Origin of the sequence: Gordoniibacillus kamchatkensis, from assembly GCF_000829455.1 — a bacterium.
GTDB lineage: Bacteria > Bacillota > Bacilli > Paenibacillales > NBRC-103111 > Gordoniibacillus > Gordoniibacillus kamchatkensis.
Genome location: NZ_JXAK01000010.1, coordinates 74,915 through 101,163 on the forward strand (window position 1 = coordinate 74,915; position 26,249 = coordinate 101,163).

23 protein-coding genes and 1 riboswitch are annotated in these 26,249 nt (G+C 53.0%); of the genes, 7 read left to right on the top strand and 16 right to left on the bottom strand.

The features are described from left to right. Positions 1-26 precede the first annotated feature (26 nt). From SD70_RS39710 to SD70_RS07775, 3 genes are read right to left on the bottom strand one after another with little or no spacing between them, the layout of a single operon-like run. Positions 27-185: a hypothetical protein gene (locus SD70_RS39710; protein WP_331436738.1), complete on the bottom strand. Its 159-nt coding sequence runs from the start codon at positions 183-185 to the stop codon at positions 27-29. After that, positions 164-1,045 (bottom strand): Gfo/Idh/MocA family protein, encoded by an 882-nt coding sequence (locus SD70_RS07770; protein WP_331436739.1) that lies wholly within the window; start codon positions 1,043-1,045, stop codon positions 164-166. The genes SD70_RS39710 and SD70_RS07770 overlap by 22 nt, the downstream gene beginning before the upstream one ends. Beyond that, positions 1,045-1,893 carry a sugar phosphate isomerase/epimerase family protein gene (locus tag SD70_RS07775; RefSeq protein ID WP_041047045.1) on the bottom strand — a complete coding sequence of 283 codons (849 nt, stop codon included), beginning with the start codon at positions 1,891-1,893 and terminating at the stop codon, positions 1,045-1,047. The genes SD70_RS07770 and SD70_RS07775 overlap by 1 nt, the downstream gene beginning before the upstream one ends. A gap of 197 nt (positions 1,894-2,090) precedes the next feature. Here SD70_RS07775 and SD70_RS07780 point away from each other — a divergent pair, with 197 nt between their 5' ends. After that, positions 2,091-3,005 carry a helix-turn-helix domain-containing protein gene (locus tag SD70_RS07780; RefSeq protein WP_041047046.1) on the top strand — a complete coding sequence of 305 codons (915 nt, stop codon included), beginning with the start codon at positions 2,091-2,093 and terminating at the stop codon, positions 3,003-3,005. Between the two features lie 2 nt (positions 3,006-3,007). Here SD70_RS07780 and SD70_RS07785 read toward each other — a convergent pair whose 3' ends face one another. The 8 genes from SD70_RS07785 to ftsW form a co-directional block, all read right to left on the bottom strand. Continuing rightward, the gene (locus tag SD70_RS07785) at positions 3,008-4,921 is read right to left on the bottom strand and encodes an APC family permease (protein WP_052487173.1); all 1,914 of its coding nucleotides are present in this window, start codon (positions 4,919-4,921) and stop codon (positions 3,008-3,010) included. A 194-nt stretch (positions 4,922-5,115) separates the two neighbouring features. Further along, a complete protein-coding gene (locus tag SD70_RS07790; protein ID WP_041047047.1) occupies positions 5,116-6,414 on the bottom strand; it encodes an ABC transporter ATP-binding protein in 1,299 nt (432 codons plus the stop codon). Positions 6,415-6,425: 11 nt separating this feature from the next. Then, complete coding sequence (locus SD70_RS07795) at positions 6,426-8,174, bottom strand: ABC transporter permease (protein ID WP_231571100.1); 1,749 nt, start codon at positions 8,172-8,174, stop codon at positions 6,426-6,428. A gap of 286 nt (positions 8,175-8,460) precedes the next feature. Next, positions 8,461-8,629: riboswitch (M-box (ykoK) riboswitch) on the bottom strand. A 50-nt stretch (positions 8,630-8,679) separates the two neighbouring features. Beyond that, positions 8,680-9,321 carry a DUF1345 domain-containing protein gene (locus tag SD70_RS07800; protein ID WP_231571101.1) on the bottom strand — a complete coding sequence of 214 codons (642 nt, stop codon included), beginning with the start codon at positions 9,319-9,321 and terminating at the stop codon, positions 8,680-8,682. Between the two features lie 52 nt (positions 9,322-9,373). Continuing rightward, on the bottom strand, positions 9,374-10,267 hold the full coding sequence (locus SD70_RS07805) for a polysaccharide deacetylase family protein (protein ID WP_231571102.1): 894 nt from the start codon (positions 10,265-10,267) through the stop codon (positions 9,374-9,376). A 98-nt stretch (positions 10,268-10,365) separates the two neighbouring features. Continuing rightward, complete coding sequence (locus tag SD70_RS39170; RefSeq protein WP_269432434.1) at positions 10,366-10,902, bottom strand: FtsW/RodA/SpoVE family cell cycle protein; 537 nt, start codon at positions 10,900-10,902, stop codon at positions 10,366-10,368. After that, complete coding sequence (locus SD70_RS39175; RefSeq protein WP_269432435.1) at positions 10,872-11,513, bottom strand: FtsW/RodA/SpoVE family cell cycle protein; 642 nt, start codon at positions 11,511-11,513, stop codon at positions 10,872-10,874. The genes SD70_RS39170 and SD70_RS39175 overlap by 31 nt, the downstream gene beginning before the upstream one ends. Further along, the gene (gene ftsW, locus SD70_RS07815) at positions 11,506-12,612 is read right to left on the bottom strand and encodes a putative lipid II flippase FtsW (protein ID WP_041047048.1); all 1,107 of its coding nucleotides are present in this window, start codon (positions 12,610-12,612) and stop codon (positions 11,506-11,508) included. The genes SD70_RS39175 and ftsW overlap by 8 nt, the downstream gene beginning before the upstream one ends. Positions 12,613-12,777: 165 nt before the next feature. Between ftsW and ytaF the strand changes: the two genes are divergently transcribed. The 6 genes from ytaF to dltD all read left to right on the top strand — a co-directional run bounded on the left by ytaF (position 12,778) and on the right by dltD (position 17,988). Then, positions 12,778-13,389 carry a sporulation membrane protein YtaF gene (ytaF, locus tag SD70_RS07820; protein ID WP_041047049.1) on the top strand — a complete coding sequence of 204 codons (612 nt, stop codon included), beginning with the start codon at positions 12,778-12,780 and terminating at the stop codon, positions 13,387-13,389. A 295-nt stretch (positions 13,390-13,684) separates the two neighbouring features. Next, complete coding sequence (gene dltX / locus SD70_RS35845; protein WP_156157928.1) at positions 13,685-13,846, top strand: teichoic acid D-Ala incorporation-associated protein DltX; 162 nt, start codon at positions 13,685-13,687, stop codon at positions 13,844-13,846. 12 nt (positions 13,847-13,858) lie between these two features. Then, positions 13,859-15,376 carry a D-alanine--poly(phosphoribitol) ligase subunit DltA gene (gene dltA, locus SD70_RS07825; RefSeq protein ID WP_041047050.1) on the top strand — a complete coding sequence of 506 codons (1,518 nt, stop codon included), beginning with the start codon at positions 13,859-13,861 and terminating at the stop codon, positions 15,374-15,376. Position 15,377: 1 nt separating this feature from the next. After that, a complete protein-coding gene (gene dltB / locus SD70_RS07830; RefSeq protein ID WP_041047051.1) occupies positions 15,378-16,529 on the top strand; it encodes a D-alanyl-lipoteichoic acid biosynthesis protein DltB in 1,152 nt (383 codons plus the stop codon). 26 nt (positions 16,530-16,555) lie between these two features. Continuing rightward, positions 16,556-16,795 (top strand): D-alanine--poly(phosphoribitol) ligase subunit DltC, encoded by a 240-nt coding sequence (dltC, locus tag SD70_RS07835; protein ID WP_041047052.1) that lies wholly within the window; start codon positions 16,556-16,558, stop codon positions 16,793-16,795. Further along, positions 16,792-17,988 carry a D-alanyl-lipoteichoic acid biosynthesis protein DltD gene (gene dltD / locus SD70_RS07840; protein ID WP_041047053.1) on the top strand — a complete coding sequence of 399 codons (1,197 nt, stop codon included), beginning with the start codon at positions 16,792-16,794 and terminating at the stop codon, positions 17,986-17,988. Before dltC ends, dltD begins: the two co-directional genes overlap by 4 nt. Before the next feature lie 47 nt (positions 17,989-18,035). Here dltD and SD70_RS07845 read toward each other — a convergent pair whose 3' ends face one another. The 5 genes from SD70_RS07845 to SD70_RS07865 all read right to left on the bottom strand — a co-directional run bounded on the left by SD70_RS07845 (position 18,036) and on the right by SD70_RS07865 (position 26,236). Next, complete coding sequence (locus tag SD70_RS07845; protein ID WP_082053206.1) at positions 18,036-18,533, bottom strand: Chromate resistance protein ChrB; 498 nt, start codon at positions 18,531-18,533, stop codon at positions 18,036-18,038. A 128-nt stretch (positions 18,534-18,661) separates the two neighbouring features. Beyond that, positions 18,662-19,966, bottom strand: coding sequence for a VTT domain-containing protein (locus SD70_RS07850; protein ID WP_041047055.1), 1,305 nt, complete (start codon positions 19,964-19,966; stop codon positions 18,662-18,664). 95 nt (positions 19,967-20,061) lie between these two features. Beyond that, a complete protein-coding gene (locus SD70_RS07855) occupies positions 20,062-22,770 on the bottom strand; it encodes a cation-translocating P-type ATPase (RefSeq protein ID WP_156157929.1) in 2,709 nt (902 codons plus the stop codon). Between the two features lie 181 nt (positions 22,771-22,951). Then, positions 22,952-25,636, bottom strand: a complete 2,685-nt coding sequence (locus tag SD70_RS07860; RefSeq protein WP_041047056.1) for a phosphoenolpyruvate synthase — start codon at positions 25,634-25,636, stop codon at positions 22,952-22,954. 18 nt (positions 25,637-25,654) lie between these two features. Beyond that, positions 25,655-26,236 (bottom strand): TetR/AcrR family transcriptional regulator, encoded by a 582-nt coding sequence (locus SD70_RS07865; protein WP_041047057.1) that lies wholly within the window; start codon positions 26,234-26,236, stop codon positions 25,655-25,657. Positions 26,237-26,249: the final 13 nt, after the last annotated feature.

Genomic DNA, 26,249 nt, shown 5'->3' on the forward strand with positions numbered 1-26,249 from the left:
CGGCGCCGGGCTGCTTGCCATAATTCTTACTTCACCTTCACCCATTCTCCCAGCTTGTCGGCCGATTCGATCTCCGCCTCCATAATCTCGATGCTGCCCTTCGTGCTGGCCGGCGTCGCGGTAGCGACAGGCGTACCGCGGAGCAGCGATTCCACGAAATATTTCAGCTCGAAGTAATAGCCCATATCCGGGGAAAGCTCCGGAGCGAATCCTGGCGCGCGGCCGGGTTCACCCTCAGCCCGCTGCCGCCGAACACGATGTTGCCGCGCTCGAAATTGACGCGGAAGCTCATCTCGAAGCCGAAGTCGCCTTGCAGCGTCCAATCCGCCTGGGCACCCACCACTTTGCCGTCCGCGTATTTGTAATGAGCCGAGACGATATCGTAGCCGCTGCCCGGGATGACGTTACGCGCTTGGGCGGAAACCGCCTCGGGCTTGCCGAACAGCCAGTGAATCATGTCGATATCGTGGACGTGCATGTCCACCAAGGCGCCGCCGCTCTTCTCTTTCTCCAACAGCCACGGCCCCCACGTCGGCGTGCTGCCGCCGCGGAAAAAGTACCCGCCCGTCACTTTGCCATACGTGCCTTCGTCAACGGCCGCCTTCAAATATTCGTACGCCGGCCAGAAGCGCAAACATTGCCCGATCATGAGCTGCTTGCCATTCTTTTCCGCAGCGTGGATCATCGCGTCGCATTCGTCGGACGATAAAGCCATCGGCTTCTCGCAAAGCACGTGCACGCCGCTGTTCAAGCATTGTACGGTCACATCTTTGTGCAAATAAGTCGGCAGCGCAATGTCGACCATATCCAGCTGTTCGTTCTGCAGCATGTCCTCAACCGACACATATTTGGCGAAGCGGTCGTAATCGATCGCCGCGCCGCCCGTATCGATATTGCCGCCGGCAGACCGCCCTTCCAGCTTCTCTGCGTCGATGTCGCACAGCGCCGCGACGCGGATCGGCAGCCCTTCCCGCTCGAGGCGAAGATACGTTTCCAAGTGGGTTTTGCCCATAAAGCCAAGTCCGATTAATCCGATCGTGAGCATTAGCGCACCGTCCTTTCCAAAATAGCGTCCATCGCGCCCGACGTATTGTACACGATTTGCGTCGCGTGATGCTTATAAGGCGGAATCATCTCGGCGATCACATAGCCGTCGTAGCCGATTTCCCGCAGCGCCTTGACGACTTCCGGATAGTTCACGTCGCCTGCCAGCAAATCGACGAACCCGGACAAGCCCCCCGACTCGCGGCGGTAGTCCTTGAAATGGACTTTCTTGATCCGCTTGTTCAAGATGCGGATCCAGTGCTCCGGGTAGCCCGCGAACACCACGTTGCCGACGTCGAAATAAGCGCCGACGTAGTCGGAACCGATTTTATCGATAAAATCCCTCATCTCCAGCGGCGACAGCAAAAACTTGTTCCATACGTTCTCGACGCCGATCGCGACGCGATGCGCTTCGGCTTCGCGGGCCAGCTCCGACAGCGCCGAAAGCGCATAGTCGTAAGCGGCGTCGTAGGGGACGACTTCCGCATCCGGAATAAAGTCGACGCCGACCGCGCCGGGAACGACAAGAATCGTATCGACCCCGAGCAGCTCCGCAAACTCCAGCTGTTTCTTCACGATGTCCTTTGCCTTGCTGCGAACGTCCGCCCGGGTGCTTGTAAGCGGATAGCTCCAGTACAAGCCGCTCGCCAAGCTCGATAGCTCGATCCCGATATCGTCCGCCAGCTTGCGGTAACCGCGAATTTCGTCCGCGGTGCTTTCCAGGCTAAGCGGCCCGCTCTCGTTCAGCGCCAGCTCGATGCCTTCGAATCCTGCGTCCTTGGCGCACTTCATGCAAGCGGACACATCCATATTGCCGGGAAACGACCACATATTGATCCCTTTTTTCATCTCTAGCGCCTCCTTGGCGTTTAGCTGGCGGTGTTACGTCGCTTCATGTGCTCGACGTCATTCCTCCAGCTAAACGCCTCTTTACTCCTCATTATAGAAGAGGCGCGCCTGCTAGCCTTTATCCAAAAAGCCGATTTTTTTGCACTGTTGTTGTGCTAATATAATCATGTAGCCATGCGTTTGAAAGGATGGTCCGGATGCAAGGGGAATTCCAGAGGCTGCCGCTCACCGAATCGCTTTCCATTCCGAGGCTCGTTTCGTTCCATTATTTCGAATATGCGAAAGGATTCGCGTTCGAAGGCGAGCAGCACGACTTTTGGGAATTTTTATACGTCGATAAAGGCGAAGTGCGAGTCCGTGCGGACGACCGCACGTTCGATTTGAAGCAAGGCATGATCGTCTTTCATAAACCGGAAGAATTTCATACCGTTCATGTCGGCCACGACCATAAGCCGCCCAATTTGATCGTCATTTCGTTCGAGTGCGGCTCGCCGCTTATGCGTCATTTGGAAAACCGGATACTCTCGCTAGGCGACCAGGAGCGCAACTTGCTTTCGCTCATTTTGCAGGAAGGGTTCACCGCTTTTCAGCCCCCTTTCGACGACCCGGCCGTTCATACGCTGACGCGTAATCCGCAGGCGCCGCTGGCGAGCGAACAAGTGTTCAAGTCGTATTTGGAAATTTTAATGATTCGCCTGATCCGTCTTCGGCAAGAAGCTCCGGCGGCGCAGCCGGCGCGGCGGCCGTCTTCGCTGCAGCGGGACAAAGCCGAGCATCGCATCGTGCAGCAGGCCGTTTCCTACATGAAGAGCCGCCTGTCGGGCTCTTTGTCGCTCGAAGAGCTGTGCGGGGAAGTGCATCTGGGCAAAAGCCGGCTGAAAGAAATTTTTCAGGCCCATACCGGCTCAGGGGCGCTCGACTATTTCAAGCAGCTCAAAATCGAAGAGGCCAAAACGCTCATTCGCGAAAAACAGTACAATTTTACCGAAATCGCCGCCATGCTCGGCTACGCAACCATTCATTACTTTTCCCGCGACTTCAAAAAAGCGACGGGCATGTCACCGTCCGAATACGCCCGTTCGACGCTTGCGCGAACCGGCGCCGTCCGCTGAATTTACTTTTGAAGGTGATAGGGCACTGTCGTAATGATGACGTCTTTGTGCCTGAAGAGCCAGGCGCGAAGAAGCAGCGCGCTTTGATTATGAAGAATGTTGTGCCACCATTTTTTCGGTATAAATTGCGGGACAATAATATGGATATGGTCGGGCTTGCCGCCCTCCCACCGCTCCAGCGTCTGAATGAAGCGCGAGATCGGTTCGAGGATGGAACGGTACGAGCTTTTGAGCGTAACTAATCGGCAAGGGCTCCCCCACTCGTTCCATTTCGTTTCCATTTTGGCGATCGACTCGTCATCGAAACCTACGTATACAGCTATGACCTCGGTACCCAGGCTGTTGGCGAAAGTCACCGTATTGTTCACAACGCGATGTATCCCGGATACCAAAACAATGGAAATGACGCGATGCCGGGTCGGATGCGTTTCTTTGGGATCGATCCTTAGTTCCAATGCGACCTGGGTGTAATGCCGCTTCACAATGTACGAGAAGGTAATGATCAGAGGCAAAACAATCAGCACGACCCATGCGCCGTCAACGAATTTGGTAAAGGCAAATATGATCGCCACAACCGCAGTTAATCCCGAGCCTGCAAGGTTGATGGCAAATTTCAGGGGCCAATTCGGCCCCTTTACCCTTTTCCAGCGGCGAAGCAGTCCGATTTGGGCCACGGTAAACGAGAGAAAGACGCCAATCGCATAGAGCGGGATCAGGGCATTCGTTTGAGCGCGAAAAGATATAATCAATATGCTTGCCAGCGCGGCTAACACCAAAATTCCGTTCGAATACCCTAAACGGTCTCCCCGGTTCGTCAAGGCGCGCGGCAAATATCCGTCCGCCGCGACGATCGCCGACAGCTGCGGAAACCCGGTAAAAGTAGAGTTTGCCGCCAGGATCAAGACGACGAACGTTGACCAAATGATGATTTGATAAATTCCCCCGTGTCCGAAATAGCCTCCTGCCAACTGCGATAGCATCGTGTTTTTCGGGTCGGGAGCAATCCCCTTGACGTACAGATGGTACGCAAAGCCGAGCAATGTAACGGCTGTAATAACGCCTAGAGCGATGTACGTTTTGATCGCGCTTTTTTGTTTCGGCTCGCGAAAAATCGGCACTGCATTGGAGATCGTTTCGATGCCGGTCAGCGCCGAACAAGCCGAACTGAACGCCTTTAAAATCAGCAAAGTCGTCAAGCCTTGCGGAAATGTGCCGAAAGCGGGGGTAGTGCTCTGAACGAAACCGTGCCGGACTTCATCCAGCAAGCCGGTCGCGATCAAGACAACCATGCATGCCATGAAGATAAATGTCGGCCAGGCAAAAATAACGGCCGATTCGGCGACGCCGCGCAAATTGATGAGCACCAAGAGCAGCACGACGACCATCGCTAACGTCGTTTCAAACGGCTGGACGGCCGGATATGCGGAAGATACGGCTTCCACCGCCGCCGATACCGATACGGCAACCGTCAGCACATAATCCACCAATAAGGAACTGGAAGCTATTAACGAGGGCCATGCCCGCTTGAAATTGTCTTTGGCGATCGCGTAGGCTCCTCCGCCGCCCGGATACGCGATAACCCCCATAATATAGGACAAAATAAGAATTCCCAGCAATACTACTGAGGCAATGGTTATCGGAAGTATGAACCATTTTGCTGCAGGTCCCAAGCCGATAAGCTCGGTAACGCCGGCTTCCGGCCCGTATGCGACCGACGAATACAAATCGGCGGATAAAATGGGGAGCGCCAGCATCCAGAAAAGCTTCGTATGCTGCGCATTCAGCTCCTTGGTCCGCATCGGTCTGCCGATAAATATCCTTTTGATATTGGTGAAATTCGCAAATGAATACCAGATGGCGAGCAGCGCCAATATGCTAAAGATTACTTCCAGCATTCGGATCAGATGCACATGCATATGCACGAAAACCGCGCTCCCTTACGATTGCTTTTCGGTTGCTTCAACATCAGTCGAGCCGAGAATGACGAGTTCATACACGTATAGTTCTCCTTGGCATTGTTTAACATACACAAGGAATGGTTGTCGCCTCGTTCCAACCTTGTACCTTCATGAAAGGCCGGCAATCCGGCTAAAGGACGAACCGATGCGCCTCATTCCATTGCCGCTGCGTGCTCGTGTTCCAAATATAAAACTTTAGCCTTCTCGTCGTAAGCAATCAGCTCCGCGTATCTCCCCCAATCGATTAAAATATCGAGTTGGTGCGCCGCTTCTTCCGCGCCAAAGTGCTTTTCAAAAATTTCCGCGAAAAATTCCCGTTCCATTTTGTTGTTGGACTTCGACTGCAAAATCCAAATGATTTTTTCCATCATCGGCACATGCTGCAGCACCTGAGCTTTGAAAATGTCTTTCCGCATCAGGACGCTCGCGTCCGCAAACTGATGGCCGATGTCCGTCAATTCGATATCGCCTTGATGAATCGCGGCAAAACCGAGCATTTGGGCAGCCTCGACGATCGGGAGAAAATCTTCCAGATTGAGGCTCAATTGATCGGCTAATTTGTACAAATCGACCTTTTGCCCCAGATCGTCGATCAGCTCGATAAACCCGGTGAGCGCGCCTGCCGGAACCTCCTGGATTTTTTCTATTTTCCTTTTCTGTTCTCCCGGCGTGTCGACGGATTTCATTTCGCGTTTCGTCAAAATGGAATAGATCCGGTCGACGAGCGCCGTGAACTGCGGCTCTTGTTTATCCCGCCAATGCGGCATCGTAATGGCGATGTCGGAAATGACCCGCGCCGGATCCCGCGACAAAACGATCGCCCGATCCGACATGTAGACCGCTTCCTCGATGCTGTGCGTAACCATAATTATGCTTTTGGTCGGGATTTTTTTCTCCGTCCACAATTCGAGCAAGTCGCGCTTCAAGTTTTCCGCCGTCAGCACGTCAAGCGCCGAAAACGGTTCGTCCATCAAGAGAATGTCCGGCTCCATCACCAAAGCGCGCCCAATCCCTACTCTCTGCCGCATCCCTCCCGACAATTCTTTCGGATATGCCCCTTCAAACCCGTCAAGCCCGATCATATCGATCACGGAGAGCGCTTTGCGCAGCTTTTCCTCTTCCCGCAAAGGCCTGTTCTCAAGTCCCAGTTTTACGTTTTCCAGAACGGTTAGCCAAGGGAACAGCGCAAACGACTGAAACACCATGCCTACGCCCGGGTTCGTGCCGACAATGGGCTTGCCGTTATATACAACGGAGCCTTGGGACGGGGAAACAAGGCCGGCGATGATGCGAAGCAGCGTCGATTTGCCCGACCCCGACGGGCCGAGAATCGAAACAAGCTCCCCTTCCTTAACGTTGATATGGATGTCTTCCAAGATGCTTACGTTCGCTTGGCTCGGCAAATCGTACCGTTTGCTGATTTGTTTCAATTCTAACAGCGTTTTGCTCATGGCAGGCACCTCTATTCAAGATGATATTTCTTCTCGGCCAATGCATAAAGCCTGCGCCATATTAAGCGATTCACAATGACAACCAGCAAGCACATGACGATAATGCCCCAGATGATTTCGGGCCAGTTGCCGTTCGTCGTCGCTTGCGCGATAAATGAGCCCAATCCGGAAGCCCGCAGGTCGTTATTTTTCCACGATACGATTTCGGATACGATGCTCGCGTTCCACGCCCCCCCGCTGGCCGTGATGCACCCTGTCACAAGAAACGGAAACACTGCGGGAAGAATTAGCTTCGTCCATGTTTGAAAGCGTGTAAGCTTTAAAATGACAGTTGCTTCCTTGAGGTCGGAAGGAATCGCCATCGCACCGGCAATGACGTTGAACAATACGTACCATTGCGTGCCCAGCATCATGAGCGGAATGGCGCCGATCTCCAGTGAAATTCCCAGCTTGACGTACACGATTGCAATAATTGGAAACGCCATATTGGCGGGAAACGAGGCCAAAATCTGCACGATCGGCTGGGCAATGCGGGAAAGCCGCGGGTTCGTGCCGATCACGACGCCGACAGGCAGCGTCCAGATTACGGCCAGAATGGTAGAAACAAATACGCGCAATGCGGTTAGCAGCCCCAGCACCACGACGTGAACGATTTCGTTCCAGCTGAGCTTGACAATTTCAAGAACGCCTTCCGCCACATATTTCAAAACGAGCGCAGCGGCTATAAGCCCGATTGCCCATTGGGCAACGCTCCTGACTGGGGAACGCCGCTGCGATTGCGCGGTTCGCGCCCCTTTTGCAAAAGGACGTAACACCCAATCATGAAAGAGCGTTCGGAAGTACCGATTGAGAAAGCGTACGAATTGCGCTCTTTTTAAAATGTCGAATACCCACGAAGTCGGAGCTTCGCCTGCTTCCGTCTGTTCGTTTTTAAATTTCTGGCTCCAGGCGATGATTGGGCGCCAAAACAACTGATCGACAACGACGATTAGAACGATCATCGTCGCAATCGCGTACACGATCGCTTTAATATTGCCTTCGTCCGCCGCCAACGCCATGTACGAGCCGATTCCCGGCAAACGGATGTCCTGGTTCAGAACGCTGATGGATTCGCTGGCCGCAAGAAAAAACCAGCCTCCGCCAAAGGACATCATGCTGTTCCACACGAGTCCGATCATGGAGTACGAAACTTCCAGCTTGCTGAAGCGGTGCCACGCTCCGAGCCGGTTCATTTTGGCCGCCTCGTTCAAATCGCGGGGAATCGTGGCAAGGGAATGATAAAAGCTGAACGTCATATTCCATACCTGGCCGGTAAAAATGGCGAAAATCGAAGCGCACTCCACCCCGAGCAAGCTCCCCGGAAACAACGCCATAAACGCAAGCACGGTAGCCGAAAGAAAACCGAGCACAGGCACGGATTGCAAAATGTCGATAGCCGGGATCATCACTCTTTCGGCTATGCGGTTATAAGCCGCAATGCGGCCGTACACGAAAGTAAAGAGCAACGATGCGGCGAAAGCGATAAACATGCGAAGCAGCGATCGCCCCGCATAATAAGGGAGCCATATCGGATCGAGGCTTAAAGCAGGGTGCCGCTCCGGGGAAAAGGGCACTCGCATGCCGGAACCGAGCTTTGCCGCGGCATAGAGAATCGATAGCAGCAAACAAATGACAAGAACATCCGCCCAGCCGAATTTATTTCTCATGTTCACATTGTTGAGAATATTTCTTAACACGGTTAGCAGCCCCAATCTAGGCAAAATAAAAACTCCCTGCTTTTCAAGACAGGGAGGGTTGCGCATTCCTTCTGTGATGACAATCATGGGGTCCGCATTCAGTCATATGGGAGCAAAGGGCAGACTGAAAATAGGCAGACTCGACCTGCAACAGAGGAATTGCGAGCTTCCTTGCTTGAAAAATAACGCACAGCTTAATCTTTTGCACATTCGACTGCTACTGTCCATTTTCCAGTGTCCCCCTTCCTTACATAAATATGAAAAGCCCCGAGGTTTGGTCCCAAGGGGCATAAGGTCGCATCGAAATAAACCGTCTCCCCCAAGTCCAGCTTTGGCACTATACGACGTAAAGGACTGTTCCCTTAGCCACCTTATGAAAAGCCTTAATCCGGCAATTCCTGTTATACCCATTGGCATCTTTCGATGTTTCCGGGCAGTGGCCTATGTTCGTATAGGAGCCTCACCTAACGAGGACATATTTTATTACATGGGAATCGTACTCCTCCAAGCGAATGCTGTCAACAGTTTTTTATGCGATGTTGATGGCCCGGGCAGCCAGCACCGCCACAATGAGAAGCGAAATGGAGGACTGCATCATCATGAGCAGCTTCGCTCTTTTCGATAAAACCATCGTGTCCGTGGGGCTGAACGCCGTATTCGTGTTAAATGCCAAGTACAAATAATCCAAAAACGCAGGGGTCCAGCGTTCCCATTGCGGCGAACCGGACATGACTTGGGGAAATAAAAAATCGGACCGCTCCGGATGCCCGGAATATCTGCGAGCGGGGCCCCCTTGGTCCACTTCCCAATACCAGACGGCAAATACAGCGATGTTCACGGCCCACAGTACCCCCGCATCGCGAAATAAACCGGCGGCGGTAGCCGTATGGGCAAATAAGGCATAGATCAGAAACGACACGCTGCTGACCAGCCCCAACGTGATAATGCCCATGATCGTGAACGCAAATAAGCGCGTCCACCTGTGATGGCCGCGCAGAACCGCAACGATCATAGGAACCATCAGCACGATGACGATAGCAAGCACTGTCCAACTCGGACCTATAGTCAGGCTCTCCGACAGTACGCTCAGTAAAATGCCGATAACCAATACGACCGTCAAAAACGACAGGCGCGGCGGCGCTTTGACATTGGGCAGGTCCGAATGCTTCATGAAGCTTCCCCTCATCCCTCGGCAACGGATAACGTCCCATCCCGGCAAAGTTTTAAATACGCGAAGGCACTTTCAGGAGATCGGGTACGGTAGCAAACGTAAAACCGTTGCTTTTGAGATAAAAAATGATCTGCGGAAGCGCAGCAACGGTATTGGACAAGTTCTCGTTGCGCCCGCCTGCGCAATGCTGCAAAATAATGCCTCCCGGGGTCATCTCTTTCCTCACGAAATCCATGATTTGCGGAGTCGGAGTGCCGGCCCAATCCCGGGTGTCCACAGACCAATCGATAATTTTAAATCCGAGCCCCGCTATTTGTTGCAGCACAGCTGCATTCGCGTTTCCGTACGGAGGACGAAACAAGTCGGTACGGTAGCCGAGCGTTTGCATCAGCTGCTCTTCGGTCCGAAGCACTTCATCTTGCACCTGCTGCGGCGTCAGCTTGACCAAATTCGGATGATCCCATGTATGGTTGCCGACGGCATGCCCCTCCTGAACAATTCTCCGCACCATGTCCGGATGCTGTAAAGCCCGTTCGCCCACAATGAAAAAAGTGGCTTTAATCCCTTGCTGCTTTAGAATGTCCAAAATTTGACCGGTAAATGTAACGTCCGGGCCATCGTCGAAAGTCAGCGCAGCTACTTTGGCGCCGGAAGCGCCGGAATAAAACAGCACATTCGAGAATTGCTTGCCTAACGGAGTGCGGTGAAGCGGGACGCCGCTTCTGGAGTTCCTCTCGTTCCCGCCTGTCAGCTCGGGATTTTCCGGGTTGACAGGCTCCTTGACGGGAACCGGGGCAGGCGCCTTCACCGTCGTTCCAGGTGCCGCAGGGGCACCGGCGTTCGGGCTCCCGGCCGGCCCCGGCATGCCTTCCTGCCGGTTTGCCCGGCAAGATACAAGCAGTATGCCGATGGCGATCGCGGCGCAATGCAGGCCCCATTTTTTCATAAAAACGCTCCCCCCGTACATTACGTCAATATTAACGTGTACGGAAGGAGCGTTTTTATGAATGCGATCTCTTGTAAATGAATGGAAAGCTGTTCTGCCTACTCGTCCCCAAAAAACAACGGTTTCGACTGATGAATCTTGACGCTGAGCACCAGTCCCATGGAAATCATATTCGTGAGCAACGAGCTGCCGCCATAGCTGACAAACGGAAGCGCGATCCCCGTCAGCGGCATTAGCCCTGTATGCATCGCGATATTCTCGAAGATTTGCAGGGTAAACATCGATATGACGCCGGTAACGAGGTAAGAGCCGGCCAGATCCTCGCTTTCCATCACAATCCGGATCATGCGATAAATCAAGACAAAGTAGAGCAACAACAGCAACGAGGAACCGACAAAGCCAAACTCCTCGCCGATTACGACATAGATCGAGTCGGCGTAATCGTACGGTATGCGCCCCCCTTGCACCAGCAGGCCTTGAAGGTACCCTTCTCCCATTAATTGTCCCGCGCTTACGGCAGTAATCGAATTTACGACTTGATAGCTCATATCCGGATCGCTGGCCGGGTCCAGGAACGTTTGAATACGGTGCAGCTGATAAGGCTTTACAATTTTGTCGAATATAGGCTTATCCACAAATAAAGAGCGGTGACACAGCCGACAATCGCCGTGATGGTGATCAATCCGAGCAGCCCATGCTTGATTTTGATATTTCCGACCCATAGCATGCCGATAAAAATGCAAACGAACACGATCGCGGTTCCCAGATCGGGCTGCTTCATCACCAGAAAAAAGGGCAGGGCCACAACCCCAAGCATCGGAACAATATCCCGAACGATGTGAAGAGACTCTCCGCCACGCTTTTCCAGCATTCTGGCAAGCAGCAAAATGACAAATACTTTGACCAGCTCCGACGGCTGAAATTGCATAAAGTGCAAATTGATCCAGCGCTGCGAGCCGTTAATGTCCATACCCTTAAACATAACGAAAAGCAGCAGCAAAACGCCGAAAATATAGAGGCCCCACGATAAATGACGCACGATGAGGCGATAATCCACCAAGGTTAATCCGAGCATAGGCACAAACATGCATGCAAACATGACCAAATTGTTCATGTGCAGCCCTGCGAACTTCGTATTATGCGTAGCGCTGTAAATGACAAAAGTACTGATCGCCATAAAACACAACAAAATGACGATAATAAGAGGATCGATTTTCTGCGCTCGAGTGATTATCGTTTTAAACACGTTCGATCCTACCTTCTCTCGATATGTTCAATAAAATGCCGATGCTCGCCATACTGATTAACAACGATGATCCGCCGTAGCTGATTAGCGGCAGCGGGACTCCCGTAATCGGGATGCTCCCTGTCACTCCGCCCAGATTAATGAGAGCTTGAACGCCAAGAGTAGATATGATGCCTATGCCCAAATACATCCCGAAAGGCTCCGGGCATCGAGTCGCCGCCAGAAGCCCCCGCCATATCAAGATGAGATACAGAAGCAGAAAGACCGAGCACCCGATGAAGCCCAATTCTTCTCCGATCGTCGAGAAAATAAAATCGGTGTGCGCCTCGGGCAAATAAAACATTTTCTCCACGCCTTTCCCGAATCCCGCCCCCGTCAAACCCCCATGACCAAAGGCAGTTAACGACTGAGCCAATTGATATGAGGAATCTTGAGCATCGCTCCACGGATGAAGAAAAGAGGTGAATCTTTCAAGTCTGTAGGCTTTATTGAAAACGATGACGACTGCCAGAGGGACGGCGCATAAACCTATCCCTATGATTTGAAGAATGCTGGCTCCGCTGGATACAACAACGATGCCGGTAGAAATAAGAATTACGAGGTCGGAGCCGATATCCGGCTGCAGCATAATCAGTCCGGCCACGGTACCAATGATGAGGAGGACGGGAAGAAGCCCGTTTCTGAACTCGCGGATCCGCTCCCCTTTCTTGCTTAGCAAAGAGGCGACATATGTCAATAAACCTAACTTAGCAAATTCCGTTGGCTGGATTCCGAAAGACCCTACCCCAAACCAACTCCGGTGTCCGTTGATCTTGATTCCGACCAGAAGCACTAACAACAGCAAAATAAGCGCCGCCGCAAAGATGGTTCGAGCCCTCTTGTGAAGCTTTTGAAAAGGGACATTCATGAAGAATAGCATAGTTATAGTACCGGCTACACTCCACAAAATTTGTCTGTTCACAAAGTAAAAAGAAGAGTGATATTTTACTGAGGCAGATACCGCGCTAGTGCTAAAGACCATGAGCAAACCAAATCCAACAAGGGTAAAGGTGATCAACAACATAAGAAAATCGGGTCGGCCGCGCGTCGGTTTCTCCAAAGTGGTTGCCCCCAGATCATCATTTGATATCTTGATATAATCATAGGCTGTCGAATAAATTTATTCAATCATGTTCACAAAGCTTACTTTTTTAGACATCTCACTCAACGTAGGCAGGCCTTCTTCATATGCTATGGCACTAAGGCTTTACGGGAGGGATTTCGGATGAATGGGCAACAATTATTGGCTGTTCTTCTCATCGGTCTTGCATCCAATCTGGACAACGCCGGTGTCGGATTATCGTATGGGGTCAGGAACATTAAAATTCCGTGGTTCTCCAACCTCATCATAGCAGCGGTATCCGGGTTCTTTACACTGCTCTCCGGTATGGCGGGAAGCGTGTTAACCGCATGGCTTTCTCCTGTTGCCGCCCATTTGATCGGAACAGCAGTTATTGTCTTCGTCGGTGTCATGGTGCTGATCCAGCCGTTTATCGGAAAAGGTTCAACCAAGTCTCGGAATTCGTCTCATCTTCTGACCCGCATTTTGCGCAACCCGGAAGAAGCGGATTTCGACGGTTCACGATCGCTCAATTTGACGGAGTCGGTTGTCCTTGGCGTTGCGCTCGCCATTAACGCGTTAGCCGGCGGATTTGATGCGGGCATTACGAATATCAGCGTCGTCTTGACTTCGTTAACGGTAGGCTTGTTCAGCTTCGGACTTCTGGGCATCAGCGAATTTGTCGGAAAACGCTACGTGGCTAAACGCCTCGGTTCAAAAGCAACCGTCCTGGCAGGGCTTTTGCTGATTTTGATCGGAATTCACCAGCTTTTTTAATGTAATGTAACATCACACATGATATAGCAGACACGGTTCCGCAAGCATGAATTTCAAGCGATGCGGCCTTTTTCGATATATTGCTGGGTTGTTGGCGTTCTCGTGCTTCTGACCTTGGTTATATAAGATCGTATAAACGAACCTATCGAGGGACCCCTCGGTAGGTTCGTTTGCTTTATCGGCATTTGGGCATTCCGGTTAGGCTCCATGCGGCAGTTTGAAACATCCTTGCAACAATATCGTGCTTTAATTGAACCAACAGGAGCAAATGCGCGAAAGTTCAGGAGGAAAAGACATGAAGCTTTTTCTTCATTTGCGAAACATATGCTGGAGCAATTTTTATGCCCAGTCGATTTGGCGATTTCTTTACTATGTGCTTGTTTTGCTCGGCTTGTTATGGATTTACGGCCTGAACGACGGTCCGCCGCCAAGCCATTTTATTTATACCGAATTTTGAGGGGAACGCCGTATGGATATTTTGCAAAAAGTAGCGCATTGGGCAAAGCATAGCCCGGATCACCCCGCCTATCTGCATCGCAGCAAAGCCGTAACTTATCGTCAGCTTGAGGAATATTCCGACGCTTTGGCCTTTTGGCTGGAATCAAACGGCTCCTCCGGCCGGCCGGTCATTGTTTACGGCCATATGCAGCCCGAGATGCCGATAGCTTTCCTCGCCTGCGCGAAGGCGGGGCGCGCCTATATTCCCGTGGACGACTCTACGCCTCCGGCACGGCTTTCCTCCATTTTGAAACATGCGGACGCTGAATTGCTGCTCTCCGTTTCCGGCTTGCCGGGCGAAATCGACCTTCTTTCTACGTCCGTTGTTACGGACATTCCCGGCCTGATTCGTTCCAATCTGGGCCGCTGCCCGGACCCGAAATCCCGGGTCGCTCCTGACGACAACTTTTACATCATTTATACGTCGGGCAGCACCGGCGAGCCGAAAGGCGTACAAATTCCGCTGCGCTGTCTGCAAGCTTTTCTCGGCTGGATCGAAGCCGAATTCGGCGAACGGCGCGGCGACATTTTTATCAATCAGGCTCCGTATTCGTTCGATCTGTCCGTGATGGACCTGTATCCGGCGTTATCGAGCGGAGGCACCGTAAATGCGCTGGACCGGAATCATGTGGCAAAGCCAGCCGAGCTGTTCGCGGCACTGAATGAATCGGGCGCAACGGTGTGGACGTCGACGCCGTCTTTTGCCGAGTTTTGTTTGAACCATCCGGAATTCGGCCAGACGATGCTTCCCCGGCTGCATACGTTCCGGTTTTGCGGAGAAGTACTCACCCCGTCATGCGCGAAGCGTCTTCAGGAACGTTTTCCCGCCGCCGCGATCTACAACACTTACGGACCTACGGAAGCAACCGTAGCGGTCACTTCGGTCCGAATCGATCCCGAGATGGCAAGCCGTTACCCGGAGCTGCCCGTCGGGCGCTGCAAGCCGGACTGCCAAATCCGCATTGCGGATGAGCGCGGAACCCCCGTGCCCGAAGGAGAGAATGGCGAAATCGTCATCCTCGGGGCAAGCGTCAGTCCCGGTTATTACCGCAATCCGGAGCAGACGAAAGCGGCCTTTTTCGTTGAAAAAGACAAAGAGCAGCGTGCCGTTCAAGGGTACCGAACGGGGGACTCCGGATACGTTCGCAATGGCATCCTGTTTTATGGCGGAAGGCTCGATTATCAGGTAAAGCTGCACGGATACCGGGTCGAGCCGGAGGAAATCGAACACCAATTGCGGAGGCTTACAGGAATCAAGACAGCGGTCGTCGTTCCGAAAATGAACGGTCGCGTCTGCGAATATTTGACCGCATTCGTAGTGCCGGAAGCGATGCCCGACTCGGAATTCGCCTGGAGCATGGAGATCAAAAAGAAGCTGTCGCAATCGCTTCCCGCTTATATGGTCCCCCGCCGCTTCGTTGCCAAGGAACTGCTGCCGGTTACCGCAAACGGTAAAGCGGACCGCAAGAAGCTTGCCGAAGAGGTGTAGCATGGTTCCCTATACCAGCTTCGCTTACTTGGGCCTGTCTTTCCTTCTTCTGCTTCCTTCCATCGTCGCCGGACTGCTGGGCAAGCGGGTGCGGTGGTACGATTTTGCGCTAACTGTTGCCTTTGTCGGTATCATGTTCGCGGGCAACAGGGAGCAGCTGTTGTTCCTGATCGGGTATACCGTATGGCAATGGCTGCTTATCAAGGGAGCTTTGGCGGCTGCGAAAAAGCCCGGCAAAACGTATCTGCACTATTTGCTCGTCGGCCTTTCCGTTGCGCCGCTCGCCGCAGCCAAAATGATGGCTGTCAGCAACCCGCTCCAAACGTTCGCCTTTCTGGGCATCTCCTATTTGACCTTCAAATGCGTGCAAATGATTTTCGAGATTCGCGACGGCCAAATCCAAGAGGTCTCGGTTTGGAGCTTCTTATCGTTCCTCTGGTTTTTTCCGACACTGACGTCAGGCCCTATCGACAGATACAGGCGATACCGGAAAGATCTGCAAGAGCGGCTGAGCCCGGCGAGCTATCGTCTGCTGCTCTATGAGGGCATTCATCACATTTTTCGCGGCTTACTGTATAAGTTCCTTATCGGCTACTTGATCAAGACGTACTTGCTTTCGCTGCCGCTCTTGAAAGCTGCTACGTTTTACGGGATATGCTCGTATATGTACGCCTACAGCTTTTATTTGTTTTTTGATTTCGCGGGCTACAGCGCCTTTGCGGTCGGCTTCAGCTGCTTGCTCGGCATTCGAACGCCGGACAACTTTCGCTATCCGTTTCTGAGCCGCAACATGAAGGACTTTTGGAACAGATGGCATATCACTTTGTCGCATTGGTTTCGCGATTTCGTGTATATGAGAATCACGATGCTGCTCGCGCGGCGCAAGCTGATCAAGAACCGTTATGCCGTCTCTTCTGCCGGATACGGGGCGCTGTTTATCCTGATGGGCTTCTGGCACGGGCTGGAGCTGCATTATATCGTTTACGGCCTGTATCATGCCGTTTTGATGATCGGCTATGACGGATTTGAACGGCTGAACAAACGTTACAAGTTTTGGCCGGGCGATCGTGCGGCTGCGAGAGCCGTTTCGACCTTGCTCACGTTTCACGTCGCTTGCTTCGGATTTCTTATTTTTTCGGGAAGGCTGTTTTGATACGGATGGCGGGAGGAAGAAGGGGAATGGACCCATTTCGCGAGAAAGCGCTGAACATTATAGCTGACGTATGCAAGACGGACGAAGTAATCCGAAATCCGGATGTGCCTTTGTTCGAGAGCGGTCTTCTCGATTCGTTCGGCGTTGTCGAGCTGCTTGTTTTGTTCGAATCCGAGCTTCAGAAGAAAATTCCGATAACCGACTTCGACCGGGAAACATGGAATACGCCTAATCGAATCGTTGCCGAATTAGAGGGATCGAGATGAAGCGGACTTACTTTGCTTCTCTAGGTCTGGCATTCGCCTTTTTTTTGACCGTTCTCTTTTTGCCCGAATCGTGCTTTGTCGGCATCATTTCCCGGGAAAAGGTTCAGGCAGCCGCCGCTTGGCAAGACATCGGCCGCTTCCGCAACGTTTTGTTTCAAAAAGCCTCCTTTCATTACGACGGAATTTTGCCTTTTTACGGCTCCTCGACGATCGGCATTTTCAGCAAGTACCATCCGTCGAATGCGATCACGGTACCTTTTACGCCATATTTGCAGGGGGAATCCGCTTGCACGGCGATCATTCATGTGCTCGATATGGCGGCAGCCGGGGACTCGTTAGCGCACAAAAAACTCGTATTCATGCTTGATCCGGCCGATTTCATGAATCCGAAAGGAATGTCCGACCAGCGGTTCACCGATCTTTATTCCAGGCTATCCGCCTACGAATTCATGTTCGATGGCGATGTGGACCCCGAAACCAAGGCGAAAGTCGCCGATGTCCTTTTGCGCTATACGGAGCCGAAAAAAGACGCACTGCTCCGCACGATGCTTGCAGGTATGACCAGCGCCGACCGCATCAAGCGCCTGGAAGGCATGCTCGTGCGACCTGTCGCCTTTTTGTCCATGAAAATCATGGAAAAACAGGACGTGCTGCAAGCGATTCGATTGCTCGGCAAAATCAAGCCTTACCACAGGCAGCCCGTAGACGCGCATTTGAATTGGGACCAGCTTCAGGCTCAAGCGGCCAAAGAAGCCAAGGCGGCAACGAGCAACAATCCGTACGGGCTATTGAACGATTACTATGCCAAGAACGTCAAGCCCGGCTTGGAGCGCTCCAAAAATTCCTGGAAGCCGGGAAATTACCTCGTTTCCCCGGAATATGACAACTTTCAAGCCATTCTCGATATGTGCAAAGCCGAGCACGCGGATCCGATCTTTATCCTCATTCCGAGAAAAGGCAGCTGGAGCGATTACATCGGATTTACCCGTCCTTACCGGGATCAGCTATATGCCAAAATCAAGCAGGAAACAGGTCGCGCCGGCTTCCGGGTGCTCGACTATTCCGACCGCGAATACGATCCGTATTTCATGAGAGATTTAAGCCATCTGGGCTGGACGGGATGGGTGCAAGTAGACAAAGACTTGCTGCAGCGCTATGGCTGGCAGTCTCTTTCCAACAGCATGGACGGCTAGACGGAAAAAGAAGGGGCCTTCCCCCTTCTTTTGCGTCCATGACAATCTTACTCGATTTGCCCTTCGATATGCCCTTCAGATCGGTAAACTTGTTCCGTAAATTCGGCCAGCTTGCGTTCGCATAAATCAAGCCGATTTTTCGCATTCAACATGAGGGGACTATGAAAAAAATCCCGCTTCATAATTTTTCTGTACCATTTCTTCAGCTTCCCTAAATCCGTTTCATTTTCTTCCACCTCATGGAAGGTGAAGTTTTTCCGCTTCGTTTCATTTTCAATTTCTTTGAGGAAAAGATCGCAGCCGCCGAAAAACTCTTCGTATTCTCTCGTTCGTTGGTCGTTGAACAATTGAACCATATGCTCTTCCGTACGATCCGCAAACTGGACGACTTCCATGAGAAAGGTTTCTCCGCCGCCGGATTGAATGAATTTCTCCATTTGCTGGATTTTCCTGCGAACTTCCGGCGTATCCGGGGCTACACAAACCGATTGCTGAATATAGACAACTCCCAAAGCTTTGAGATTTCTCCAAACCCGGACGCGCATTGTGGAAGGTTCCGATGGGACTTTATAGGACAAGACGATCCAAGAATGATTTGATTTCAATAATTATCCCTCATTGTCGGCATTAGTCTAGGGATATCATAACAAAAAAGATCAAATGAGGTAACTTGTCACCTATGCACCTCTTCTGACCGGGCATGGTGACGAAGAAGCCGAAATATTTCAAGCAGTACGATATTCAGCGTCACCCACACGCCGCCGAATACGTACCCCGCCGCTACATCGCTCGGATACTGTATTTCGAAATAAATTCTGCTGACGCCTACAAGAAAAGCAACTGCCAATACCATTAACGTTGCGATGAAACGAACCCATGTCCGCGCATGGTGACGAACCAGTAAAAATGCTGTAAATCCGCACACAATAAGGGTAATTAATGTGTGCTCGCTTGGAAATGTATAGGGTACGTGCGCATGGGAAGGCATTGGGCCCGATCGATGAAACAGCATTCGCAATCCTTCATCCCAAGCCTCTCCCCCAATAACGACAAAAAACAAAAAGGAAAGCTCCAGCAGCCGATCTTTGCCTTTGAACATAATCCATATACAGGTACATGCCAGCAAAGGGGTGAACACCCAGTAAGTACCTAATAATGCAAAACGGTTCATCAACGGGGACCAGCTCTCGTCAAACAACGTATGAACGATAAACAACGTCACGGTGTCAAAATCCGTAAATTCGTGTGCCAGCATATCCTGAATGAGTCCCAGCATGAGCGAAAAGAGCCCCAAAAAAGCCAGCGAGGCGAAAACGAGCAAAAACCTGACGCGTCCCCAAGAATGAAAAGTTTCGACGGATCGATTCAATATAGTGGACGACTTTTCATACAAATTTGGCTTGAATCTCTTATACAGATAGACACACGACAAGATCACCGCAGCAATTATGCCGCCGATAATCAGATATTTGTTCATAGAGCTATGGAATTGTTCCCATTTGGGCCCCAGCACTTTTCCTAAAGTAATAAACGTCGCCGTCCATAGGAACGCTCCGATGTATGCATATAAGGCGAACGCAGGAAAGGGGAGTTTGGTAATGCCCGAAAAATATCCGGTGATGTGCCTGATGCCTGGAATAAAATAGGCCACGATCAGCAGCTTATTTCCATATTTGCCGAACCACTTGGAAGTCTTTTCGATCCTTTCCGGCCCCATATGAAGTTTATGCCCGTATTTATGAAAAAAAGGCGTGCCCAGCTTGAAGCCTATCCAATAGGAAATTGTAATCCCGGTCACGCTCCCGAGTCCCGAAACGAGAATAGAGGGAAGCCAGCCAAGCTTTCCCTGATATACAAGAAATCCGGCATAGCTCATAAGCACTTCCGTAGGAATCCCAAAAGCGATGAGCTCCAGCATTAGTGATAAAAATAAAACGATGTATCCATAATGCTCCAGCCAAGCCGTGATGTGGCCCAACTTGATCACCCCTTCTTATCATGGGTTTGTTCATGGGGAAAAATACCTTATAGAAAGAGGGAACAAGGAGAGCATCCCGTTCCCTCAATCCCTTTTCACGCTTTCCATCGCAACCACTTGCCAACTTCGATCCATAACGGAACTGCAAACGAGCAAAGCACAACCGTAACCCAATCGATGAATGTCAAAGTCGTGAGATGGAGCAGATCTCGGAGGTAAGGAACATACATTGCGATAACGAGAAATCCGATTGCTGCCGCGAACCATAGCAGCATAGCCCGATTTGTAAACAACCCTAATTTCAAGAGCGGCTCTCTCTCCGAACGCATGAGCAAAGCCAAGATCAAGTGCCCTACAATCCATGCGGCAAACGCAACCGATTGCGCATGCACCGTACCGGATTGCCGGCGCAAGGCCCATAAATATGCAGCCAATACCGCGATAGCCAAAGAAAATCCTCCCGAAAAAATGCCTCGGATCATCGCCCGGTCCATAAACCGCCGATCGGATCTTCTCGGCTTGCGTTTCATACCGTCGGATTCCTGACGTTCGGCCGTAAAGCTTGTCGCGGCCCCTAAATCCATGAACAATTCCATCATGATGATTTGGACCGGCGCAAACGGAAGGGAAAGTCCCGCGGCAACAGTTATAAATGTACAGGTGACCAAGGCGACCTTTGCTGCCAAGTAATAGCGTACAGCCTTGTATAGATTGGCGAACAGCTTGCGCCCTTCGCTCACAGCCAAGGCGACTGTGGCAAAATGATCGTTGCCCAGCACCATGTCGGCGGATTCTTTGGCTGCGTCAGTTCCTGATTTTCCCATCGCAATGCCCACCGCGGCTTCTTTTAAGGCAGGACCGTCATTTACTCCATCGCCGGTGACGGCAACAACCTCGCCCTGCTCCTGCAGTGCCCGAACGATGCGAAGCTTGTGTTCGGGTGTCGTTCTGGCGCAAACGGATACGGTACGAACTTTTTGGGCAAGTTCATCGTCTGTCATGCCCTCGATTTCACGTCCCAACAAAACTCCGGAAACGTCCAAGTTGACCTTTTCTGCAATGGAACGAGCCGTTTCCGCATGGTCGCCCGTCACCATCAAGATTCGGACTCCGGCTTGCCGCAACGTATTTACAGCTGCCGCAACATCTTGCCGCGGCGGGTCGTACAAAGCGGCTAGTCCAACAAAGATGAGCCCTTCCTCTGCCGGCTCCGTATTCCGGTAAGCCAACCCGATTACCCTATATCCTTGTTGGGCCAATGCAAAAGCATGTTCCAGCGTTCGTTCATGCAAATCGGCGTTCATGGGAACAAGCCGGTCGAACCAAACGATGCGGGAACAACTATCGAGAAGCTGTTCCGGTGCACCTTTACTCAAAAGGAATCGATTGCCATGATGCGAGACGACAACGGAAACCCTTTGATTCGCATCGTCGAACGGATATTGTTCCATGACGTGATATTCCGATTTCAGCTGCGCCACATCGTAACCCAGCTTTTCCGCCGCATACAAAAAGGCCGTATCTGTAGGATCACCTTCAAAAGAAGCTTGCTCCCCCGCATTCATGATCAACCCGTCGTTAGCAAGACAACCGATTTGGACCGCAATATCGGTATTAGAGTTTTTTTGCCAGTTGGCCTGCGCATATTCCTGGCCGTTAACGAACCATTTATCGACAACCATTTGATTTTCCGTTAATGTTCCGGTTTTATCGGTTGCTATAACGGTTACGCTTCCTAATATCTCGGCGGTTCGCAATCGGCGTACAATCGCTTGCTGTTTGGAAAGCCGATAAGCTCCCAGACCGAGCACCATCGCAATCAGAATAGGGAGTTCCTCGGGAATGGTCGCAAAAGCGAGCGTAAGTCCGGCAAGAACGGTTTCCCTCCACCCTGCTCCCTGGATCCGCAGAGCAATGGCGACCAGGGCGCTTGCCCCGAGAGCAATCCACACCAGCGACTTCGACAGTTCTTTCATATGGAGCTGCAGAGGGGTTCTCGGTTCACGAGCTTCTTTCACCAAGCCGGCAATTTTCCCCAGCTCGGCGGACATCCCGGTGGCAACGACCACTCCAATGCCTTTCCCTGAAGTGACCAAGGTGCCGGAAAAAGCAAGATTGAGCCGGTCGCCAAGATCTGTCTTTTCAGGAAATACAGCTTCCGCATCTTTCTGCACCGGAACCGATTCCCCGGTCAGACTGGACTCGTCAACTCTTAGGCTCGAGCTCTCCAGCAACCGCAAATCGGCAGGTATCCGTTCCCCCGGCCGCAAAATCACTACGTCCCCCGGAACCAGCTCGGAAGGACGTATTTCTTGATATGCGCCGTCACGGATGACAGGAGTGCGAATGGCAGTAAATCGGGACAACGCTTTGATTGCTCCTTTGGCTCTGCTTTCGTTTGCCATTTCGATCGCAAGCACGGCGATTATGATGACAAAAATCGTGACGGCATCGCGAAGCTCGCCGAGGAATCCGTAAACAAGCCCGACTAACAGCAGCAGCAAAATCATCGGTTCTGTTAATTCTTCCGCAATCTCTTTCCACCAAGGCTTTCCCGGCGGAGAGGCCAATTGGTTCGGTCCAACGAGCGTTTTTCTATGTTCAGCCTCCTGCGTCGATAATCCGTTTTCCTTGCCGGATTCGAGCTTCTCCAGCACGCGAATGTAAGGCAAATTGTGCCATGGGGCATCGTATTTCGAGCAGTTTGCTTTCATTGTTTCCGCACTCCTTCCGATTCCTCCATCATGAACGGATGCCACTGATAGGCTAACACGGGATGACGGAAAACGCAACAACTGTTTCATTTTAATATATAAACGTTTGTTTTGATAATACCGTTCTAGCACCGTAGAAAATCAAGAGCACCCTGCCCCGTTTCCGGGAACAGCGTGCTCTTAACAGCGGCTGCGTCCTGCTCGCAATCGTCTAAGCGTTCATCTGCCATAACGGCTCGTTTTGCTGCGATCGTGACATCGGCCCGGGGAGTCAGTTCCCGCCCGGCTGCGATGGCTTCAAGATCAGCACGTAGCCGCGGGTTCCGTCCAGCCGGATATAGTCGCCATCTTTGATTTTCCCGGTCGCGCCGTCGATGCCGACTACGGCCGGTATCCCATATTCGCGGGCGACGACGGCGCCGTGCGTCATCAGCCCTCCGACCTCCATGACGAGGCCGACGGCCGAATGGAACAGCGGCGTCCAGCCCGGGTCGGTAAACGGCGCGATCAGGATTTCCCCTTTGTTCAGCTTGGCGTCTTCCGGACGCAGCACGACGCGGGCGGGCCCTTCCACAATGCCGGCCGATACCGGCGTTCCGAGCAGTGCGCCCTCCGGCGCGTCATGCTGCTCGCGGCGGCCAGTAACGATCTCTCCTTCGCTCGTCATAAGGCGCGGCGGCTTAAGCGTGCAAAACCGCTCGTAGTCGCGTTTGCGCCGATCCAGCAGCGTCTCGAGGTCAGCCGTCAGCTTCCCTTCGGCCAGCGCCAGCAGTTCGTCCAGCGTCAAGTAAAACACGTCGTCCTCCCGCTTAAGCACCCCATCGCCGGTGAGCTTGCTAGCTTCCGCCAATAGCGCTTCGCGAATGAGCGCGAACTGCTGCATCATCGCATATTTCGGATGCTCCCGCAGCGCCATCGCATTCCGGAACACGTGCAGCAAACGGAACATCAGCTTCGCCTTGATCAGGCCGAACCGCTGGGCGCGAAGGCGGGCCACCAGACCGCGCGCGGCTGCCTCCGCTTCTTGCGCCCCTTGCGCAAACTTCTCCCGGTGCTCGCCGGGCCGCATAGTGCGCATATGGCTATCGATCGACGGCAGCAAAGCGCTCGCGTCTTCCCGCCACCTCGGGCGAGTGATATCGATTTCGCCCGGGCAGCGCATACCGTACAGCCGCATGAACCGGTCCCACTCGCGGCCAAACGCATCGCCGCCTTCCACCTGCTGCAGCCGTTCGCGGAAACGGGCCGGATCGCCACTGCGAATGAGCTCTGCAACTTGCGGATAACGTCTTGCCGTGTCCGCCAAATCGCCGATCATGAGCCCCATTTCGCTTGTTACATTGCCGGGCAGCGATTTGTTCAGCACATGAAGCGAGTCGGGGTCGCCGAGCCATTTGTTCGCGAGCGCGTGTACCAGTCTGGATGCGATAAGGCCGGGCAGCGGGTACGGGAGCAGCTGGCGAAAGAAAAAACGAAGCAACGCCCCGGCCTGCTCCTGTACGCGCACGATGCGTTCCGGTCCGGATACGCCGGACAGCTTCATTTCGCACGACTTCGTCCAAGCCTCGATCTTGGCGCCCATCTCCCCGGCCATTCGTTCCGTACGAGTAAACAGCAACCTTCGGACTAAGCGGGCTGCGATAGGCGCCAGGAATTGAACGATGCCTTTCCTCAGTCCGGGTGCGGCAGGCAAATTGCGCAGGAACGAATCTCTCGCGACAAACTCCGCGACCCCGCTGCTCATCCTTTCGTCGATAATGCCCAGCGCTTTCGGAAACAGCTTGCGCGCCGGCTTCAGCGAAAACAGCTTCGTGATATCGACATACATTCTGCCTCCGGCGGCGTACGCCAGCTTGCTCTCCGCGCGGAGCGACGGCTTTCCGAACGGAAACATCGTCCGCCATACGGACAAGGCCATCGGCTTCATCGCGTCGGTCATCATTTGCTGGTGGCCGAACGACAAGAGCAGGTGCGGATACTCTCCGGGCTCCGCCGGAACGTGCGGCAGCGGGTACAGCGACGTAATCGGCCTGCTCTGCACGACGAAGAAACGGCCATCGGCATAGCACCACTCGATATCTTGCTCCGCACCGTAATGGTTCTCGATCGCTGCGCCTAACGCAGCCAGCCGGACGATTTGGCCGTCGTCAAGCGCCTGCCGCTCCTGCATATCCGGAGGCAAGCTTTGCGTCTCGGTGCCTCCTTCGGGCAAAGCAAAGATCGCGATTTTTTTCCTGGCCACCTTCTTGCCGGTAATCGCTCCCGCCCGCACCTGGTACAGATCGGCCGAAACGAGCCCGGATACGAGCGCCTCCCCGAGCCCGAAGCTGGCGTCGATCGATACGGTGCCGCGGCGGCCGCTGACCGGGTCGGCGGTAAACATGATGCCCGACACTTCGGGAAACACCATTTGCTGCACGACGACGGACAAGAGCACCGCGCGATGATCGAAGTTGTTTTTGGCCCGGTAAGAAATCGCTCGATCGGTAAAAAGCGACGCCCAGCACTTGCGGATCGCCTGCAGCAGCTGCTCCTCGCCGCGCACGTTCAAATACGTATCCTGCTGGCCGGCGAACGATGCCGTCGGCAAATCTTCTGCGGTGGCGCTGGAGCGGACGGCGTACGCCTTATCCGCGCCCGACCGGCGCCAGCTGTCCACGATCGCGCTGCGAACCGGAGCGGGAATCGGCATCGTCAGCAGATGGCCGCGAATGCTGCTCCCCAGCTCGGCGATTTCGTCGAGACGGTTCGCCTTAACGTTCGCGAGCTGCCCGAAAAAGCCCGGCATCTCGCTGCTTTGCTCAATAAATGCGCGATAAGCGGCGGTCGTGACGCAAAATCCGGACGGAACCGGAAACCCCGCCCGCGTCATTTCGCCCAGGTTGGCGCCTTTGCCGCCTACGAGCGGCAAGCTGCTTTTGTCGATCTGCCCAAAACCGAGCACATACCCGATCATGCGCAAAACCTCCTCGTCTCAGTCCGCATCGGTGTGCGGCATGCGGATGCTTGCGGTAAACAGCATGAACAAAGTGTCGGCGATGTCGATCATGGCAAACCCGTGCTTAGCCGCAAAATCGGGACGAACGAAATGCTGAATGCTCTCCGTCAGCATAACCGCCAAAAGGCGCACGTTGACATCCCGGACGATTCCGGCTTGCTGCGCTTTCTTGAGAAGCCCCTCGATAAACGTCAGCTGGCGGGCGCGGAACGCCTCCACTTTTTTCCACAAACCGGGGACATACTTCTGCACATCTTCCAGGAAAAGCGGATTGAGCTTGATAATCTCCTGTTTTATGGCTGTGAACGTTTCTTCAAAAATATGAACGGGATTTTCTTCTCGGCTGCCCGCCTCGGCGATTTTGCCGGCGATGGCTGCCATCGTCCGGTCCAATACCGCCTCGGCAATGTCTTCCTTGCCGCTGAAATGCAAGTATAGCGTCTTCTTGCTCATGCCGAGCCGCGCCGCCAGTTCGCCGAGCGTAACGCTGCGGTACCCTTTGGCGTTGAACAGCTCCGTTGCCGCCTGCAAAATGCGCGCTCTGCCCGCTTCATCCATTAAAATAACCTCC